Source organism: Streptomyces sp. NBC_01214, from assembly GCF_026340975.1.
Lineage (GTDB): Bacteria > Actinomycetota > Actinomycetes > Streptomycetales > Streptomycetaceae > Streptomyces.
This window is the reverse complement of the sequence record NZ_JAPEOS010000001.1, coordinates 4,396,491-4,414,192: the sequence shown is the minus strand read 5'-3', so window position 1 is coordinate 4,414,192 and position 17,702 is coordinate 4,396,491. Positions and strand designations below refer to the sequence as shown.

Annotated in this window: 16 protein-coding genes and 1 pseudogene; 9 read left to right on the top strand and 8 right to left on the bottom strand. The window is 72.5% G+C overall.

Annotation, left to right across the window (positions count from 1 at the left end; all coding sequences use genetic code 11):
- Positions 1-80 precede the first annotated feature (80 nt).
- Entirely contained in the window at positions 81-425 is a 345-nt protein-coding gene (locus tag OG594_RS20755) for a MerR family transcriptional regulator (protein WP_266601067.1), read from the bottom strand.
- Positions 426-534: 109 nt separating this feature from the next.
- On the opposite strand from OG594_RS20755, the gene OG594_RS20750 reads away from it, so the two are divergent.
- The gene (locus tag OG594_RS20750) at positions 535-1,107 is read left to right on the top strand and encodes a flavodoxin family protein (protein ID WP_266601065.1); all 573 of its coding nucleotides are present in this window, start codon (positions 535-537) and stop codon (positions 1,105-1,107) included.
- 20 nt (positions 1,108-1,127) lie between these two features.
- Here OG594_RS20750 and OG594_RS20745 read toward each other — a convergent pair whose 3' ends face one another.
- Positions 1,128-1,622 carry a cupin domain-containing protein gene (locus OG594_RS20745; protein WP_266601063.1) on the bottom strand — a complete coding sequence of 165 codons (495 nt, stop codon included), beginning with the start codon at positions 1,620-1,622 and terminating at the stop codon, positions 1,128-1,130.
- A 467-nt stretch (positions 1,623-2,089) separates the two neighbouring features.
- On the opposite strand from OG594_RS20745, the gene OG594_RS20740 reads away from it, so the two are divergent.
- On the top strand, positions 2,090-2,758 hold the full coding sequence (locus OG594_RS20740) for a DUF4232 domain-containing protein (RefSeq protein ID WP_266601061.1): 669 nt from the start codon (positions 2,090-2,092) through the stop codon (positions 2,756-2,758).
- A gap of 132 nt (positions 2,759-2,890) precedes the next feature.
- Here OG594_RS20740 and OG594_RS20735 read toward each other — a convergent pair whose 3' ends face one another.
- The gene (locus OG594_RS20735) at positions 2,891-3,664 is read right to left on the bottom strand and encodes an AraC family transcriptional regulator (RefSeq protein WP_266601059.1); all 774 of its coding nucleotides are present in this window, start codon (positions 3,662-3,664) and stop codon (positions 2,891-2,893) included.
- Between the two features lie 137 nt (positions 3,665-3,801).
- On the opposite strand from OG594_RS20735, the gene OG594_RS20730 reads away from it, so the two are divergent.
- From OG594_RS20730 to OG594_RS20715, 4 genes are read left to right on the top strand one after another with little or no spacing between them, the layout of a single operon-like run.
- Positions 3,802-4,851, top strand: a complete 1,050-nt coding sequence (locus OG594_RS20730) for an iron ABC transporter permease (protein ID WP_266601057.1) — start codon at positions 3,802-3,804, stop codon at positions 4,849-4,851.
- A 5-nt stretch (positions 4,852-4,856) separates the two neighbouring features.
- On the top strand, positions 4,857-5,969 hold the full coding sequence (locus tag OG594_RS20725; RefSeq protein ID WP_266601055.1) for an iron chelate uptake ABC transporter family permease subunit: 1,113 nt from the start codon (positions 4,857-4,859) through the stop codon (positions 5,967-5,969).
- Positions 5,966-6,793: an ABC transporter ATP-binding protein gene (locus tag OG594_RS20720; protein WP_266601053.1), complete on the top strand. Its 828-nt coding sequence runs from the start codon at positions 5,966-5,968 to the stop codon at positions 6,791-6,793. The genes OG594_RS20725 and OG594_RS20720 overlap by 4 nt, the downstream gene beginning before the upstream one ends.
- A gap of 14 nt (positions 6,794-6,807) precedes the next feature.
- Positions 6,808-7,860, top strand: coding sequence for an ABC transporter substrate-binding protein (locus OG594_RS20715; RefSeq protein ID WP_266601051.1), 1,053 nt, complete (start codon positions 6,808-6,810; stop codon positions 7,858-7,860).
- Positions 7,861-8,001: 141 nt separating this feature from the next.
- Here the strand turns inward: OG594_RS20715 and OG594_RS20710 are convergent, their stop codons facing one another.
- The 3 genes from OG594_RS20710 to OG594_RS20700 all read right to left on the bottom strand — a co-directional run bounded on the left by OG594_RS20710 (position 8,002) and on the right by OG594_RS20700 (position 9,053).
- Positions 8,002-8,157, bottom strand: coding sequence for a hypothetical protein (locus tag OG594_RS20710; protein WP_266601048.1), 156 nt, complete (start codon positions 8,155-8,157; stop codon positions 8,002-8,004).
- 110 nt (positions 8,158-8,267) lie between these two features.
- Positions 8,268-8,726 carry a MarR family transcriptional regulator gene (locus tag OG594_RS20705; RefSeq protein ID WP_266603099.1) on the bottom strand — a complete coding sequence of 153 codons (459 nt, stop codon included), beginning with the start codon at positions 8,724-8,726 and terminating at the stop codon, positions 8,268-8,270.
- A 57-nt stretch (positions 8,727-8,783) separates the two neighbouring features.
- A complete protein-coding gene (locus OG594_RS20700) occupies positions 8,784-9,053 on the bottom strand; it encodes a hypothetical protein (protein ID WP_266601046.1) in 270 nt (89 codons plus the stop codon).
- A 148-nt stretch (positions 9,054-9,201) separates the two neighbouring features.
- On the opposite strand from OG594_RS20700, the gene OG594_RS20695 reads away from it, so the two are divergent.
- Both OG594_RS20695 and OG594_RS20690 read left to right on the top strand, forming a co-directional pair.
- Positions 9,202-11,046 (top strand): siderophore-interacting protein, encoded by a 1,845-nt coding sequence (locus tag OG594_RS20695; RefSeq protein ID WP_266601044.1) that lies wholly within the window; start codon positions 9,202-9,204, stop codon positions 11,044-11,046.
- Between the two features lie 68 nt (positions 11,047-11,114).
- Positions 11,115-11,999 carry a hypothetical protein gene (locus OG594_RS20690; RefSeq protein ID WP_266601042.1) on the top strand — a complete coding sequence of 295 codons (885 nt, stop codon included), beginning with the start codon at positions 11,115-11,117 and terminating at the stop codon, positions 11,997-11,999.
- Between the two features lie 19 nt (positions 12,000-12,018).
- On the opposite strand, the gene OG594_RS20685 is transcribed toward OG594_RS20690, so the two are convergent.
- The gene (locus OG594_RS20685; protein ID WP_266601040.1) at positions 12,019-13,770 is read right to left on the bottom strand and encodes a methyltransferase; all 1,752 of its coding nucleotides are present in this window, start codon (positions 13,768-13,770) and stop codon (positions 12,019-12,021) included.
- 115 nt (positions 13,771-13,885) lie between these two features.
- On the bottom strand, positions 13,886-15,103 hold the full coding sequence (locus OG594_RS20680) for a 4-hydroxybenzoate 3-monooxygenase (protein WP_266601038.1): 1,218 nt from the start codon (positions 15,101-15,103) through the stop codon (positions 13,886-13,888).
- Positions 15,104-15,659: 556 nt separating this feature from the next.
- On the opposite strand from OG594_RS20680, the pseudogene OG594_RS20675 reads away from it, so the two are divergent.
- Positions 15,660-17,685: pseudogene (locus OG594_RS20675) on the top strand (ATP-binding domain-containing protein).
- Positions 17,686-17,702: the final 17 nt, after the last annotated feature.

Sequence of the window (17,702 nt, the reverse complement as noted above, 5' to 3'; positions counted from 1 at the left end):
CTTCTCCCTGAGCCCCGCCCCACTTCCCCGGGGGCGGGGCTCAGGGCTGCTCAGAGCTGCTCAGGGCTGCCCAGGGCTACTCAGGGCTGCTCCAAGTAGCCGGCCAGGGCGGCGCGGCTGTGCCGCAGGCCCTCGATGCGCGCGTCCATGGCGGCCAGTTCGCCGTCGAGGACGGACCGGATCTCCTCGCACCAGGCGAAGCGCACCCCCTCGCCCCGCACGCACGGCAGCACCGCGCGGATCACCTCGGTGGACAGGCCGGCCGCGAGCAGGGCGCGCACCTTGCGCACGGCGGCCACGGAGTCCGCCGTGTAGTCGCGGTATCCGTTCGGGCCGCGCTCCGCGTCGAGCAGCCCCTGCGCCTCGTAGTAGCGCAGCAGCCGGGAGCTGACGCCGGTGCGCCGGGACAGTTCGCCGATCAGCATGTGCCGTACCTCTGCATCCGGTTGACCTTCACATTGATGTCAACGTCTAACGTCGGCCCTACCGGCGGGCATTCCGCCGGCCCGATCGCGCACCGCTGGAGTGATGTTCATGACCGACCGCTCGTTCCTCTTCGTCCTCGGCAGCTCCCGTTCGGACGGGAACACCGAGATGCTCGCGAGGGCGGCCGCCGAACAGTTGCCCGCCGGTGTCCGGCAGCGGTGGGTCGACCTGGCCGGGGCGGCGTTGCCCGACTTCCAGGACGGGCGGCACGAGGCCGAGGGCTGGACGCCCTCGGAGAGCGAGGAGGCCCTGCGGTCGGCCACGCTGGAGGCGACGGACGTCGTCATCGCCTCGCCCCTGTACTGGTACGCGCTCTCCGCGCACACCAAGCGCTACCTCGACTACTGGTCGGGCTGGCTCACGACCCCCGGCTCGGACTTCAAGCAGCGGATGGCGGGCCGGACCCTGTGGGGCGTGACGGCCATGGCGGACCCCGACGAGCTCCGCGCCGAGGGGCTGGTGACCAGCCTTCACCACACCGCGGCCTACCTGCGGATGGGGTTCGGCGGGGTGCTGCTCGGCAACGGCTCCCGGCCGGGCCAGGTACGGGACGACGAGCGGGCGATGCTCCGCGCCAAGACCTTCTTCGCGCAGGACGCCCCCCTGGCCCGATTCCCGTAGGGGGTCCGGCGCTTCGGGGGTCAGCCCGTGGCGGCCCGGGGGATGAGGCGGGTGCCGCACCAGCTGCAGTACCGGGCGTCGGCCTCTATGGCGTGCCGGTGGCACTGCTCGCAGACGAGGTGGAGCGGGCACTGCGGTGTGCGGGGTTCGGTGCGGGGCGGCCGGCCGATGGCCATGCCGGCCCGTCTGCGGTGCGCGGTGAGGAACACCAGTCCCTCGGGGCCGGCGCGGAGCGAGCGGGCGGAGCCGCGCGGCAGCAGGGCGAGGGAGCCGGGCACGACCTCCACCGCGGCGCCGTCCAGGGTCAGGGAACCGCCGCCCTGTACGACGGTGAGCAGGACGTCCACCTCGGGTTCCCGGTGTACGGCGATCTCGGCTCCGGGCAGCACGCGCACCAGATTCGCGTCGAGTTGTCGGCCCTTGTGCCGTAGTCGCCACAGGGCGCCGCTCTGGCCGTCCGCGGCGGCCTCGACCAATCCCGTGACCGTGACACCCACGGCTTCCCGCTCGACCACCCCGTAGTCCTTCCCGCGTGTTCGGCCGCTCTGCCGACCTCGTGATCGCCCATGAGATCACTTCGGTAGGTGTCCGCACCAACCAACGGGGTGCGCAGCGGTCGCCCGAGCGCCAGGACGTGTGCCGCTCGGCCCGCCCGACGCGGCGGACCGGCCGTACCGACCGTTGGGGTCAAGATATGCCGGGTCACGGGTTTGTCCCGGCGCACGAAGACCTCGTACGGGTGCCCGAGAGCGACGCAAACCGCCGTACCGGCCGGTTGGAGGCGCCCCCGGGCTACCGCGGGCGTGTCGGGTTCGACGGTACGTGTAACAGGAAGGTACGGGTGGGCGGTCGGGTGGAACGGCGGTGCGGGTCGGGCGACTCCTGTTGAGCGAAGACACCCTCCCGAACCGAACCGAACCGAACCGAACCGATCCGCACCGACCGCCCGCACCTCCGTCCGATCGATCCTGAGGAAGAAACGATGCGCGTTCACCAGCTGACCCTCGCCGCCGTGGCCGTCGCCGCGAGCCTTTCGCTCACGGCCTGCCAGAACGGCGACGACGGGGCGGCGCGGAGCACCCCGTCGGCTTCGTCAGCCGCGTCCGCCCCGTCCACCGCCTCGCCTTCGGGGGGCGGTTCGGATCAGGGCGGCGGGAAGCCCTCGCAGGGGACGGGCTCCGACGGCAAGGGCACGGCCGGGGCCGGGACCGGCTCCGACGCGAGCGGCAAGGTCGGCAAGTGCCGGACCGACGAGCTGGCGATCAGCGCCGCGGAACGCACCATCGGCGGCGACAAGGACGGCACGGTCGCGGTGACGCTGAAGAACCGCGGTACCCGGGACTGCACGATCTCCGGGTACGCGGGTGTCGATCTGAAGACCGACTCGGGCTCGTTGTCCGCGCAGCGTACGGGGCAGCAGGCCGACACGGCCGTCCTCAAGAAGGGTGAGTCGACCTACTTCGGCATCAGCTACCCGCTCAACACCTCGGGCGGCTCCGGCGTCCGCGTCACGGGGCTGGTGGTGACCCCGCCGGACGAGACCAGGTCGGTGACCCTCGCCTGGCCGGGCACCGGCACACTGCCGGTCACGGAGGGCGGCGGCGCCCCGGTAAAGGTCGGCCCGGTGGGAAGCGCCGGCCAGGGCGGCTGAGCCGGACACCCGAATGCCAACTGCCCCGTACCCGGGTCGTGACCCCCGGGTACGGGGCAGGTCCGTTTCCACCCGCGGGGACCGCGGGGAGCGCGGCGATCCGTCGGGCGGCGGGGGGCCAGCCGGCCGCCGCTACGCGGACCGGTCCAGCGAGCTGCGCACGTACGCGCCCGGGGTCTGCCCGAAGTGGCGGCGGAAGGCCAGGATGTAGCCGTTGGTGCTGACGAACCCCACCCGAGCGGCCACGGAACTCACCAACTGGCCCTGCTCCAGCAGGCCCAGCGAATGGTTGAGCCGGAGCCGGGTGCGCCATTCGGAGAAGGCCATCCCGGTCTCCGCGCGGAAGGCCCGGCGCAGGCTGGTCGAGCTCGTGTAGAGGTTCTCCGCCCACTCCGTCGCGGTGCGCGGGTCGCTCGGCGTCCGGGCCAACTCCCGCGCCACGGCGCCGGCGGTGTGACTGGTGGGCTGGGGCAGCGGCAGGCAGTTGCGGTGCCCCGCGGACAGCGCGGCGAAGACCTCCGGGTCCTCCTCCTGGGCGCAGGTGCTGCGCATCCGCCCGAGGACGAGTCTGCGCTGGGCGTCGGTGATGTTGATGGTGGTGACGTCCCGGTACGGCAGTTCGAACCGGTCCGCGTCGAAGGACTCGACCGCGATGACGGAGTCGGCTCCGAACCGTGCGCTGTGCGCGATGCCCGCCGGGATCCACAAGGCCACCGAGGCGGACAGTTCGTAGTCCCGGCCGAGCGCGGTGACCACGATCCGGCCCACCGGAACGTGCAGGAACTGGTGGAACTCGTGGACGTGCAGCGGGTGTCCGCCTTCGGCGATGAAATCGTCATCGGCCATGATCGCTTCCTCCGCGCGGGTCTCCTCGGCCCGCACGCTGCGCAGTCCCGTCTCGGCCACAACATCCTCCCCTACCGCAGGGTCCACATTCTTGACCCCTGATTGTGAGCGGTTCGACTCCGGCATTGGACCGGACCCCGCTTCGGTAAGGCTAACCTAACTTCGAGCTTGAGCAGGTGAGGAGTACCCGAAGACCCATGAAGCAATCGGCTTCGCCGGCCGCACCACCGACCCCGACGCCCGCGCGGCCCCGTGCCCCGCGCGCAGCGGTGGTCGTGGTGTTCGCCGGCCTGATGCTGGCCGCCGTGACCATCGCGAGCATCGGCCTCGGTGCGCGTGACATATCCCCGCTGGAAATCGTGCGGATCCTGCTGCACCCCGGCGCGGAGGGCTACAACGGCGACGTCCTGTGGACGGAGCGGATACCCCGCACGCTCCTCGGCCTGACCGTCGGGGCCGCCCTCGGCGCCTCCGGGCTCATCATGCAGGCACTGACGATGAATCCGCTGGCGGAGCCGGGCGTCCTCGGCGTCGAGCAGGGCGCGGCCGTGTTCGTCGTACTCGGCATCCTCTTCCTCGATACGTCCGGCGTGCACGGCTACTTCTGGATGGCGCTGACGGGCTCGGCGGTGACCGCGGTCCTCGTCTTCCTGATCGGGACCCGCACCAACGCGGGCAGCAGCACGATCGGCCTCGTCCTCGCGGGCGTCGCCGTCGCCGCGGTGATGTCCTCGCTCATCACCCTGCTCGTCGTGCGCGACGAGGCCGTCTACGCCCACCTGCGCTTCTGGTCCGTCGGTCAACTCACCGGCCGGGGCCAGTTCCTGGGCCAGGTGCTCCCGTTCGCGCTCACCGGCCTGCTGCTGGCGCTGCCCCTGGGGCGCACCCTGAACCTGCTGAGCCTCGGTGACGAGACCGCCCGCGGGCTCGGCATCCGGGTGGAGCGGGCCCGGCTCGCGAGTGCGGCCGTGGCGGTGCTGCTGTGCGCCGCCGCCACCGCGGCCGTGGGACCGGTGGCCTTCGTCGGACTGGTCGCCGCACACACCGCCCGGATGCTGGTGGGCGCGGACCACCGCTGGTCGCTACCGCTGTCCATGGTGTGCGGAGCCGTCCTGCTCGTCGGCGCCGACACCGCGGGACGCCTGGTGATCGACCACGGCGAGATCCAGGTGTCGGTGATGACCGCCCTCCTCGGCACTCCCTTCTTCGTGTGGCTCGCGCGCCGCCGCGACCTGGTCCGGATGTGAGTGACATGCCACAGACACACGCGCCCCGTACGGACGGGGCCCGGGACCTCGGACAGGCCTCCCGGGACACCGCGGCCGAACTCAAGGCCGCCACCGCGGCCCGGCTGCGCGGTGCCCACCGGGCAGGGGTCCGTCGGGCCCGCCTCGTCGTCTGCGTACTCGTCCTGATGCTGCTCGCGCTGCTCGCCGCCTCGCTGCTGCTCGGCGGGGTCAAGCGGATCCCCGCGGGCGACGTCCTGCCCGCCGCCTTCGGGCTGCGCACCGGACTGGCCGACTACGTGATCTTCCGGATCCGGATGCCGCGCGCACTGGCGGCGCTGCTCGCCGGAGCCCTCTTCGGCCTCTCCGGCGCCCTGTACCAACGGCTCATCCGCAACCCGCTCGCCACCCCGGACATCGTCGGCATCTCGGCGGGCGCCGGGGCCGGTGCCACCACGATGCTGCTGTTCGCCCCGGCGGTTCCCTTCGGGACCTCCCTGGCCGGCCTCGGCGGGGCCTTCGCCCTGGTGGCGACGGTGCTCGCGCTGAGCAGGCGCGGCGGGGGCGTGGACACGTACCGCCTGGTCCTCGTGGGCATCGGCCTGAGCGCCGTGTGCACCGCGTACGTGAACTACCTGTTCACGGTGGCCGGTCAGCACGGGATCGCACAGGTGATGCGCTGGTTGGTCGGCAGCGTCAACGACGCCACTTGGGAGGGGGTGTCCACGCTGGCGGGCGCGCTCGCCGTGTGCGGGCTCTGCGCCGCGCTGCTGGGCCGTTCCCTGGGCGGCATGGCCCTCGGTGACCAGCTCGCCCTCGGGCTCGGCACCCGGGTGGGCGCCGTCCGGATCGCGACCCTGCTCGTCGGGGCCGCGGCCGCCGCGCTCGCCACCAGCGTCACGGGCCCGATCGGATTCGTCTCGCTGATCAGCGGCCCCATCGCGATCCGGCTGGTCGGGGCCGACCGGTCCGTCGCCCTGGCCGTCCCGATCGGCGCCGTCATCGTCCTCGGCGCCGATGTCCTCGCCCAGCACGGCCCCGTGATCAGCCCGGTACCGACGGGCGTCCTCACGGCACTGCTCGGCGCCCCCTACTTCGTCTGGCTGATCCTCCGGCGCAGGCAAGGAGCCACCGCATGAGCGCACGACCCGTACCCGTCTCCCCCGACGCCGGCTTCCGGCTCGAAGCCCGCGGCATCAGCGCCGGGTACGAGCGCAAGCCGATCATCGAGGAGCTGTCCCTCGGGATCGAACCGGGCAAGATCACCGCGCTGGTCGGCCCGAACGCCTGCGGCAAGTCGACCCTGTTGAAGTCCATCGCGCGGCTGCTGCCCGTCGCGGCCGGCTCGGTCCTCCTCGAAGGCCAGGACATCCACGCCCTGTCCACCCGCGAGGTGGCCCGGCGCCTGGGCATCCTGCCGCAGTCGCCGATCGCCCCGGAGTCCATCACCGTCGGCGACCTCGTCTGGCGCGGCCGCCATCCGCACCGCCGGTTCGGACAGCGGCGCACCGCCGCCGACGACGAGGTCATCGCGGACGCCCTGCTGGCGACCGGTACCGCCGAGCTGATCGACCGCCCGGTCGACCAGCTCTCCGGCGGCCAGCGCCAGCGCGTGTGGATCGCCCTCGCGCTCGCCCAGGACACGCCGACGCTGCTCCTGGACGAGCCCACCACCTACTTGGACATCGCCCACCAGATCGAGGTCATGGACCTCCTCGCCGACCTCAACGAGCAGGCCGGCAAGACGATCGTGCTGGTGTCCCACGACCTCAACCAGGCAGCCCTGTACGCCTCGACCATCGTCGCCATGCGCGACGGCCGGATCGTGCGCCAGGGCGCTCCCGAAGAGGTGCTCACCGAGGAGACCGTGGCCGAAGTGTTCGGCCTGGACTGTCTCGTCGTCCCCCATCCCCGCTCAGAGCGGCCCCAGATCTTCCCCCTGGGCCGTCGGATCCCCGCATAGGAGACACCACCATCATGTCCGTTCAGCACAGAACGCGCCGTCGCCCGGTCCGCGCCCTCGCCGCCCTCACCGCGGCCGCCGCCTGCCTCGGCCTGCTCACCGCCTGCGGCGGCGAGGACTCGAAGGCTGCCGAGGACAAGCCGGCCGCCGCCGGAGCCGACGCGTCCGCCGCCTTCCCCGTCGCCCTCACCAACGCGTGGGGCAAGACCGAGGTCAAGAAGAAGCCGGTGAAGGTCGCGACGGTCTCCGACGGCGACACCGCCATCGCGCTGGCCCTCGGCATCGTCCCGGTGATCACCCCGGACGTCGAGGACGGCGCCAAGGTGCCCGAGTACAAGCAGCGCGCCATCGACAAGCTCGGCGCCGGCAAGCTGAAGACCTACGACGACGCCGACGGCACCGCCTACGAGGCCATCGCGGCCGAGGCCCCCGACGTCATCCTCGGCATGAACACCTGGGAGATGGACGCGGACTACGCCAAGCTGCAGCCGATCGCCCCGGTCGTCACCTTCACCGACAAGGCGCAGGCCGACACCATGACCTGGCAGGACCGGCTGAAGACGGCCGCGAAGGCCCTCGGTCTGAGCGCCAAGGCGGACGAGGTCATCGCGGCGAACGAGAAGGCCACCACGGACGCCGCGGCCGCGCACCCCGAGTTCAAGGGCAAGACGTACACCTACACGGTCGTCCACCCCGAGCAGGTCAGCTTCATGTCCTACGCCGACCAGGACCCGGGCGTCTTCGAGAAGCTCGGCTTCACCAAGACCGACAAGGCGAAGAACTACGCGCCGAACAAGAACGCGGTGAGCCTGGAGAACCTGGACCAGCTCGACGCCGACGTCCTCCTCGTCACCTACCCCTTCGGTGACCGCGGTGTGATCAGCGCGACCGAGCTGGAGTCCAACAAGCTGTTCCAGTCGCTGAACGCGGTGAAGACCAAGCACTTCACGGTCATCCCGTCGGACAACTCGCTCTCCTCGGCCATCGCCTACCCGGACGCGCTGAGCGCCCCGTGGGTGGTCGAGCAGCTCACCCCGCTCCTCGCGAAGGCCGTCGCCGGCCAGTGACACCCGCTCTCGCGCGGCCTGCGGGCGGGCCCGGCTCCTCGAGGAGCCGGGCCCGCCGCGGCGGTTCCGGCCGAGCACACCGTCGTGCCGACGGGGTGGACGACGCGCTACCACCGACCACGGGAGACGCGAACGCAGCTCTCAGTGCTCCGTCCCCGGAGCCTCGCGTGCGGCCTGCTGAAGGGCGGCGAGCGGGGCCTGCTTGGCGTCGGCGGCGGACGCGCACCGCGCCCGGTGGTCGTCCACGCGGGAGACGCCGTCCCTGATCGCCGCACGCGCCCAGTCCACGACGATCATTTCGCACCTCCGCATCGCCCGGTGCAGGTCCGCCGCCGTGGCCGACGAGCTCACGGCCGTGCCTCGACTGCCCGACCGCGGAGAGCCCACCACCGGTCAGCCCGCCGGTTTCAGTGGTGCCAGGCGCGGCCTCCGGTGTTGTGGATGAACCGCTGGAGGACCTTGAGCGCGATCACGTACTCCTCGTCCGGGATTCCCCGGTGCCGCTCCTGCCACAGCTCCGCCTGCGTCGCGGCCACCCGGGCGTAGAAGTCCGTTCCCGTGGCGGTGAGTTCGAGGTGTCCGTCCGCGTCCTGCGTGACCCACCCGCGGTCGATGGTGGCGTCGACCTCTTCGTCGAGGTCGTCGATGCCCACGGCTGCGTAGCCGCTCAGCACGCCGGTCACCCCGTCGCGCCTCGGGGGCACCTCGGCCCTCGCGATCTGGTCCAGGATCCATGCCTGCGGCTGGGTGGTGCCGATTCCGGCGAGGACGGCCCTGATGCGGGTGACCACCGCGTCCGAGGCGGCCCAGCTCCAGTAACCGATGGGCTGCCGGACCAGTTCGGCATCGTCGTGCGAGTACTCCATGGCGGATCCGCTCCGTTCACTCACTTCGAGATCGTCTGCGCACGACACCGTAGGAGCTCAAGCACGCTTGAGGTCCAGCCCTCGGTGCCGGGTCGGTGCGGGGAGCCGGACGGCGAGCTCGCCGGCGGGCACCGTGAGGAGCCGGTGGCCTCGGGCGATGGTGTCCGCGCGGTGCGCGATCACGATGAGGGTCCGGTCCGCGGCCGACGGCGTACGGGTGCCCACGCGGGTGCCGAGGCCCTCGGGGAGGGAGCGGATCCGGTCCATGAGGCCCAGCCCGGCCACCGTCTCCTCGATGCGGGCACGGTCCGGGGGTACGGCGGTCATCCCGAGGTTCTCCGCAAGGGGGAACCGGGCGTCCGGATTGCGCGCGGGGTGGCAGTGCCGTGGCCCGCGGGTTGGATGCGGGGCGCGCGCAGCGCCGTAGCGTGGCCGCATGCCGGATCTGCCGGACGGATGTGAAGGAGCAAGTCGGATGTCCACCCGTAGTCCCCGCTCGGTCGTCACCTTCCCCATCGTGCTCAGGGAGCTGACGGTGCTGCGCGTCTCGGACGTCACGCCCGGGATGCGGCGGGTGACCCTGGGCGGGCCGCAGCTGCACGCCTTCGAGCACGCGGGCCTGTCCCTGCCGCCGCTGCGCACGGAGGGCTTCGACGACCACGTGAAGTTCTTCTTCGCGGAAGAGGGCCGGGAGCCGGTGCTGCCCCGGCAGAACGTCAGCAGCCTGGACTGGCCTTCGGACGGCCGGCCAATCTCCAAGGACTACACGCCGGTGCGGTTCGACCCGGTGGCCGGGGAGATCGACTTCGACTTCGTCCGGCACGACGGCGGGATCGCCTCGTCGTGGGCGCAGCAGGCCGTTCCGGGCCAGGCGACCTGGATCGCCGGGCCGAAGATGTCGCACGGCCACCCCGAGGGCGCGGACTGGCTGCTGGTGATCGGCGACGAGACGGCGCTGCCCGCGATCGGCCGCTGGCTCGCCGAGATGCCCGAAGGGACCCGGGCCCGGGTGTTCATCGAGGTCGGCGAGGAGAACCACCGCCAGGAACTGCCCACGCGCGCGGAGGCCGAGGTCACCTGGCTGGTGCGCGGTGGCACGCCGGCCGGGCGCAGCGATCTGCTGGAGCGCGCGGTGCGGGACATGGAGTGGCTGCCGGGCACGGTGTTCGTCTGGGCGGCCGGGGAGGCCGTCACCCTGAAGGGCATCCGGCGGCACCTGTCGGTGGAGCGGGGCGTTCCGCGCGAGCAGACGCACATCACCGGCTACTGGCGGCGGGCCGAGGTCGCGCCCGGCCTCGCCGTGCCCGCCGACCCCGATGTCCTGGAGGGCGAGGACGCGCACGGCCGGCTCCACGAACTGACCGACCTGGCACCGGGGCTGGCGATCCGCGTGGCCGTCACCCTGGGCCTGGTCGACCTGGTCTACCAGGGCGTACGGGAGGCCGCCGAGCTGGCGCGGCGCAGCGGGACCGAGCCGCGCTCGCTGGGCGCGCTGCTGAAGTACCTCGTGGAGATCGAGGTGTTCGAGCAGGCCGAGGACGGCTACCGGCTGACGCCGGTGGGCGAGGAACTGGTCGAGGACGACCACTCGTTGGAGGAGTACGACCTGCGCGGCGCGCAGGCCGCCTTCGACCTGTCGTTGACGGGGCTCGCCGAGCGGCTGCGCTCGGGCGCGAACGGCTGCCGGACGGCGTCCGGTGAGACCCTGGCGGAGGCGCTGCGCACCGATGCGCGCCTGGGCGGTTCGGCCCGTACCGCGATCGAGGACGAGGCGCGCTGGGTCTCGACCGGGGTGGCCGGTGCCTACGACTGGTCGGCGGTGGACGTGCTCGGTGCGTCGGGCAACGGCGCCGGCACGGTCGTGAACGCGCTCGTCAAGGAGTTCCCCGGGCTGCGGGTGCGGCTCGCCGCCCTGCCGTCGGTGCTCGACGTCGTGGGCGGGCAGATCCTCGATCCGGAGGCACTGCCCCGGGTGGAACTCGTGGCACAGACCCACCCCGTGCCCTCGGGCGCGGGGACGCTGCTGCTGTGCCGGCTGCTGGAGTGGCTGCCGGACGAGGACGCGGTACTGACGCTGGCGGAGGCCGCGGCCGCGCTGCCGACCGACGGCGTCCTGGTGCTGGTCGAACAGGTCGAGGCGGCCGACCCGGACGACATCGACGCGGCCCTGCACCACCTGCGGCTCACGGCGGCGTTCGGCTCCGGGCTGCGCTCGGTGAAGGACGTGACCGCGCTGGCGGAGCGGGCCGGGCTCGCGGTGCGCGCCTGCCGTGACGTCGGCTGGGACCACCGCCTGTGGGTGCTCGCGCCGACCGCCTGACCCCGGACGCGGCGTGCCGCCCGGCCGGACACGGTAGCGATCTATCCGGTTTGTGCCACTCTGTGCTCATGATGTCTGAGGTCACGGCCGCGGCCTGGGCCGGGCAGCAGGTCGCCGCGGTCCGCGATGACCCCGCCGGGCGGATGGCCTTGATGGAGCGTTGTTACTCCGGTCCGTTCGGCAAGGCGCCCCGGCACCTGCCGTTCCGCCGGGCGGCGATGTCGTTCATGCGCTGGCAGGTGCGGCGGGGCGTGCTGCAGCCGGGGTTCGCCGACCGGCCCGGCAGCCCGTGGTGGCGGGCGGTGAACGAACGGATCCTTCGTGACGGCTGCGAGGCGGTGGGCCTGAGCGGCGGGCTCGCCGGGCCCGCCTCCTCGCGGACGGTCGACCACTGGCTGTCCTTCGCCGACCACCCCACGGCCCGGGCCTGGTACCGGGCGCACAACGGGAGCGTGGTCGCCGCCTACCTGGAGCACCGCGAGCTCGCGGAGGCGGAGAACGAGACCGAGCGGTTCTTCATGAACGTCGTCCTCTGCCGCGTCCTCTTCGCCCACGCCCTCGTCGCTGCGCCGCGCATCGCCCTCGGCCGGCTGCGTCCGCTCGCCCCGTTCCTCGGCGATCCGAGAGTGGAGATGACCGGGATCTTCTTGCAGCTGTCCCGCGTGCTCCCCGACGAGTACCCGCTCCGCGACTCGGTGCGGGCCCACCTCGCCAGGGAGATCGGTTTCGGCCGCCTGCTCGATTTCGGCGTGATCGCGCCGAGACTGCAGCAGCTGTACGAATGGTCGGCCCACGAACTCGCGGCGCCCGGCCTGCTCGACTGCGTCCGCGACGGATCCCCGGTCTACGCCTGGTCGTTCGCCGACCGGAACGTCTGGCGGCCCCCGGATTCCTTCGCCGTCCGCGTGATCCACCGGGCGCTGCCGCCTTCCCCGCGCACCCCGTACCGATGACGGGCGTCCGGGCTCCGGTTCAGCTCCGTCCGGCGGCGGGGTCCGGTGCGCCCGCCCTGCGGGCGTGCAGCACGTGCGCATCCAGGGGCAGGGGCCTGTGGTCGACGAGCCGGAGGCCCGCGTCGGCGAACAAGCGCGCGTAGTGGTCGGCCCGGCGTTCGCGGCCGCCTACGTTGCACAGCATGTGCAGGTCCCAGGCGGTGGCCAGCGAGGGGGCACCGTCGACGGGCAAGAGGCGTTCCACGACGAGCAGGTCCGCGTGGGCGGGCATCGCGCGGACGCAGTGGCGCAGGATCTCGCGACAGCGGTCGTCGTCCCAGTCGTGCAGGACGCGGGACAGGACGTAGACGTCGCCGCCGGGCGGTACGTCGGCGAAGTCGCCCGCGCGGTAGTCGCAGCGCACGCCGCAGCCCGCGGCGTCGAGCAGCCGGCGGGCGGCCTCGACGGCGTGCGGCCGTTCGAGGAGGACCCCGCTCAGGCGCGGGTGCGCGGTGAGGATGCGGCCGAGGAGCTCCCCGGTGCCTCCGGCGACGTCCACGACGGTCGCGGCCGCGGGTGCCTGGGCCGCGGCGGTGATGACCGGGTGGTCGGGGAGCGGCTCGAACATCCGTGAGCTCGCGGCCATGGACCGGTCGAAGAGGGCGGCGAGTTCGGGGTCGCGGGCGAAGTGGTCGAAGTGGTTCTCGCCGAAGAGGTGGTCGAAGGCCGGCCGGCCGGTGCGCACGGCGTGGTCGAGGCCGCCGAAGGAGCGGTAGAACGGGCCTCCGTACATCAGGGCCAGCGGTCGCATCGACCCGGGCGCGTCCGCGCGCAACAGGGCGCCGAGTTCGGTCAGACGGAATCCGCCCTCCTCGTCGTCCGGGCCGGGGTCCTGGGCGACGGCGCCGACCATGGCGAGGTAGCGCAGGAGTACGACCAGACTCCGGGGGTGGGTGCCGGTCAGCCGGGCGAGGCCCTCGGTGCGGCAGGCGGTGCGGGGGGCCATGACGTCGGGCAGGCCCAGCCGGGCGAACGCGGCGAGTGCCTGTGTCGTCCACGCGCCGGTGAGGAGGTGGAGGAGCGTTTCGGCGGGCTGCCGGACGTCGAGGCGGGGCCGGTCCAGGTGGGCGGCGAGGGTGTCCCGGTGATCGCCCCGTGCATAGAGTTCCAGGCGCTCGTAGTCGCAGGCCGCGTCGGGGAGGGTGAAGTAGAGGACCGTGCCGTCCTCGTGCGGGTTGTAGCCGCCGCCGTCGGGCCGCGCGCCGTGCCGGGCGAGGATCGCGCACAGACCGCGCAGGGCCAGCGGCTCGGGGTGCTCGATCTCGAAGGCGAGGTGCGCCTCGTGGCGGCGGGTGCGTTCGTAGGCGGCGATCGGCTCCAGGTCGGAGTGCGGGGGCACCGCCAGGGCGAACACCTCGACCGCGCGCCGTTCGCCGGCGGAGCCGAGCACGTGCGGGCGCAGGATCTGGACGTCGAGCTCGGCGGGGTCGCGCCGGTGGCGCCGGGCGAGGCGTTCGCGGACCACCACGCTGGGGTGGGAGGGGGTGTCCACGGCCAGTCCGCAGGCGGCGAGTTGGGTCCGCAGGCCGTCCGCGTCGGGCGGGAAGAGCAGCAACCCCGCGTGGGCGAACCGGCAGTGCCCGGCCAGCGCCCGCAGGTCCGGGCCGTCGATACCGGGCAGGAGGAGGGGGAGCAGGGCGGCGCTGTCGTGCTCGCGGACGAACCGGGCTGCCGCGCGCAGGCAGGCGGTGTCGTCCAGGAGCAACGTTTCGTCGGGGAGGGTCGTCGTCATCGCGGAGGTGTCCTCGGGCCGGTACGGGGCTGGGCGGGGCAGGGCGAAGCGGTGGGCGGGCGGGCCGGTTGGTGCGGGGTGGAGCGAGCAGTACGGAAGCGGGGTGCCGCAGCGGTCACACGCCGACGTAGTTCTCGGCGAACCAGTCCTGGTGGACGCGCGAGGTGCGCAGCGAAGCGAGCCGGGACCGCCGCAGGGCGGCGTGGAAGAACGATCCGGCATCCTGGTCCCGGTCGGGGGTCGCGTGCAGGAGCCGGGTCATCCACCCGGTGAACTCCTGTGCCCGCCAGATGTGCGCCAGGCACCGGTCCGAGTACCCGTCGAGTCCTGCGGTCTCGCCCCGGGTGAGGGCGTCGACGAGGGCTTCGGCCAGGATCTCGGCCTCCAGGACCGCGAGGTTGGCGCCCTTCGCGGCGGCCGGGGCGAGCAGGCTGGCCGCGTCGCCCGCCAGGAAGAGCGGGCCGTGGCGCAGTGGTTCGACGACGTCGCACGCGAGGTCGAAGACCCCGCGTTCCAGGAGTCTGCCCCGTCGGAGCGGGCCGTGGTCCTCGGCGCGCATCCGGACGTCGAGCTCGTCCCAGATCCGCTGCTCGGGCCAGGCGTCGGCGGGCGTGCCGCGCTGCCACTGGAGGTAGTAGCGGGTGATGTCCGAGGTGCGGGCCATGTGTCCGGCGAAGCCGTGGTCGTGGACGGCGTAGCCGACGGCGTCCAGACTCGCGGGGGCCTCGGCGAGCAGGCCGAGCCAGGTCACCCCGTGGTCGTACCGGTGGTGGCGGACGGCGCCGGGCGGCAGCGAGCGGCGGGCCGCCCCGTACCGACCGTCGCAACCGGCGACGTACCGGGCGGTCCAGCGGGTGGAACGGCCGTCGGGCCCGCGCGTCGTGACGGACGGCCGGGTGCCGTCGGTGTCCTGCACGACGAGCGCCTCGGTGCGGAAGCAGATGCGTCCACCGAGGTCGAGGTAGTGGGTCAGGAGGTCCGTGACCAGGTTCTGCTGCGGGTAGACGTGGTGCTGCCCGCCCTGGCCGAGGGCTCCGTAGTCGAGGCGGAACCGGCCGTCCTCCGTGCGGAACTCGCACGTGCCGTGGCGGTGGCCGTGCCGGTGCAGGCCGTCGGCGAGGCCGTGCCGGTCCAGGATCCGCACGGTGTTCGGGGCGAGGAACCCGGCGCGGGCCCGGGTCTGGACATGGGTGCGGGAGGCACGCTCCAGGATGACGCAGTCGATCCCGGCGGTGTGCAGCAGGATTCCGAGAACGAGCCCGGCGGGTCCGGCTCCGAGGACGACCACGTCGGCTGATTCCCATAACGTGCGGGAGGTCTGACTTTCCGTCATAGCGGGTGCAGCATAAGCACGCGAAGATCCACACACCTACCTGAATCATCCCTAGGCGGGAATAGAGTGACAATCGCCCTGGGTGCTGCTGCCGGGGCGCGGCGGGGCAGCCACCCGCTTCCGCGGCGGGTCGGTGGTGCGCTCCGGGCGCGCGAAGGCGGGCGCGCTCTCCCGCACGCTCCGGCGCGTGCCAGGCCGCCGGGCCTCCGAGCCGCCGGGCCTCCGAGCCGCCAGGCCTCCGAGCCGCCAGGCCGCCAGGCCGCTTGCCACGGGATCCCGGTCTCGGAAGCGTCGGCCGCCTCGCCGGATCTCCTCCCTTTCCCGACCGTGAGAAAAGGCGGGCATCGGGAGTGCAATGGCGATATACGAAACTGCGGAATGCATGCCATACGGTCGACCGTCATGGATTCAGCCGCAGGGCCATGACTCACCAAGTAAGTCAAGACTTACCTTTGAGGGGACCTTGACCATATGGTGTGACTCGAATCGAAGGAGCCCCCTGTTGTCGAAATTGAATGATCCCGCCGCGCGTGCACTTGAATCGGAGCGGGATTATGTGTCCTCCTTATACGAGGTGCTCACCGAGCGGCTTTCCGAGGCGCGAGCACACCGAGCGAGTGTGCTGAAGGCCCCGGCGAAGCGCCGGTGAGGCATACGAGAGAGAAATCGCCGCCGAGCGCCTGGCCAAGGAAATCGGCCGGCTGGAGGGCGCCGAAAAAGGGCTGGTCTTCGGGCGCATCGACCGGACGAATGGCACGGCCCTGCGCATCGGGCGGATCGGACTGCATACGGAGGAGGATGACCTGCCTCTGCTCGTGGACTGGCGCGCGAATGCGGCGAGGCCCTTCTACGAGGCGACACCGGTCCACCCGATGGGCCTCCGGCGGCGCCGGCACCTGCGCCTCGCGGAGCGCACGGTCGTCTCGGTGAGCGACGAACTGCTGGACGGGACCGCCCCGACCGACGAGGACGTCGTGGGGGACGGCCCGTTGACCGAGGCCCTGTCGGCACGGCGTACGGGCAGGATGCACGCGGCCGTCGCGACGCTGCAGGCCGAGCAGGACGCGGTCGTCCGCTCCGCCCACCGCGGGGTGACCGTGGTGCAGGGCGGGCCCGGCACCGGCAAGACGGTCGTCGCCCTGCACCGGGCGGCCTACGTCCTCTACGCGTTCCCGCGCGCCGCACAGGAGGGTGTCCTGGTGGTGGGCCCGAACGACCGGTTCCTCGACTACATCTCCCAGGTCCTTCCCTCGCTCGGAGAGAACGACGTCGTTCTGGCGACCTGCCGGGAGCTGGCCGGAGTGTCCACGCACGCGGTGGACCCGTTCGACACGGCGCGCCTCAAGGGCAGCTCCGACCTCGCCGACGCCTTGGCCGGCCTGCTGCGCGTCCACCAGGCCCCCGCCGGTGACTTCACCGTGCGGGTCGGACGGGAGCCGGTTCACCTCTCCGGCGGGGAGGTCGCCACGGCACGCGACGCAGCCGTGGCAGCCGTACCGGGGCACAACCCCGCGCGCCAGGTGTTCAAAGAGCTCTTGGTCGACGCCGTCACCGACGCGATGCAACGGGACATGGGCGACCTCCTGGAGCAGATCGACGCCGATGCCGAAAGGATGACGGGCATCGACCTCGACCGGTTCACTGGGGCCGCCCGGCGCCGCGCCGAAGGTGCGGCCGACCCGGGTCCGGTCCACGAGCTGGACCTGGACGCCATCCGAGCCGATCTGCTCGACGACGCCGGCGTCGACCGGGCGGTCGAGGTGTTGTGGCCGCGCCTGGTACCCGGCGACCTCGTGCAGGCGCTCCTGACGAACGCCGGCGCTCTCGCCGAGGGCCTGCCCCGCCTGACCGCGCAGGAGCGGTCCCTTCTGCTGCGCGGTCCGGACGACCCGTGGACCGATGCCGATGTGCCGTTGCTCGACGAGGCGGCGAGCCTGGTCGACGGCCCTCCCGAGCGGACGTACGGGCACGTCGTCGTCGACGAGGCGCAGGAACTGACCTCCATGCAGTGGCGGATGATCGTCCGCCACTGCCCGGCAAGGGCGATGACGCTGGTGGGTGACTTCGCCCAGGCGGGCCCGGTCGCGACGGCACGCGACTGGAAGGGAGCGCTGAGCCCCCACGTCGGGCCGCGGTTCGAACTGCACGACCTGACCGTCAGCTACCGCACCACGCAGGAGATCCTGGAGAGCGTCCGGGACCTGCTCACGCGCATCGCTCCGGACCAGAGGCCCACACGGTCACTGCGGAGCGGTGCGAGCCCTCGCACCGTGAGCACCCCTCCGGACGGGCTGGTCACCGCCGTCGTCTCGGAACTCCGCGCCCAGAGCACCGCGCACCCGGGCGAGCTTCTGGGAGTGATCTGCGCGGACTCCAGGGTGGGCGAACTGACGGCCCGGGGCATCGCCCACCACGCGCGCATCGTACCGGCGTCCGAAGCACGCGGCCTGGAATTCGACGGGGTCGTCGTCGTGGACCCGGACGAAATCGACACGGCCCGCCCCGGTGGGGAAAGGGACTTGTACGTAGCCCTGACCCGGGCCACCAAGCGCCTGTGCACGATCACCGTCCAGCCCGCCTGACGGTTCGGCGCCCGCGT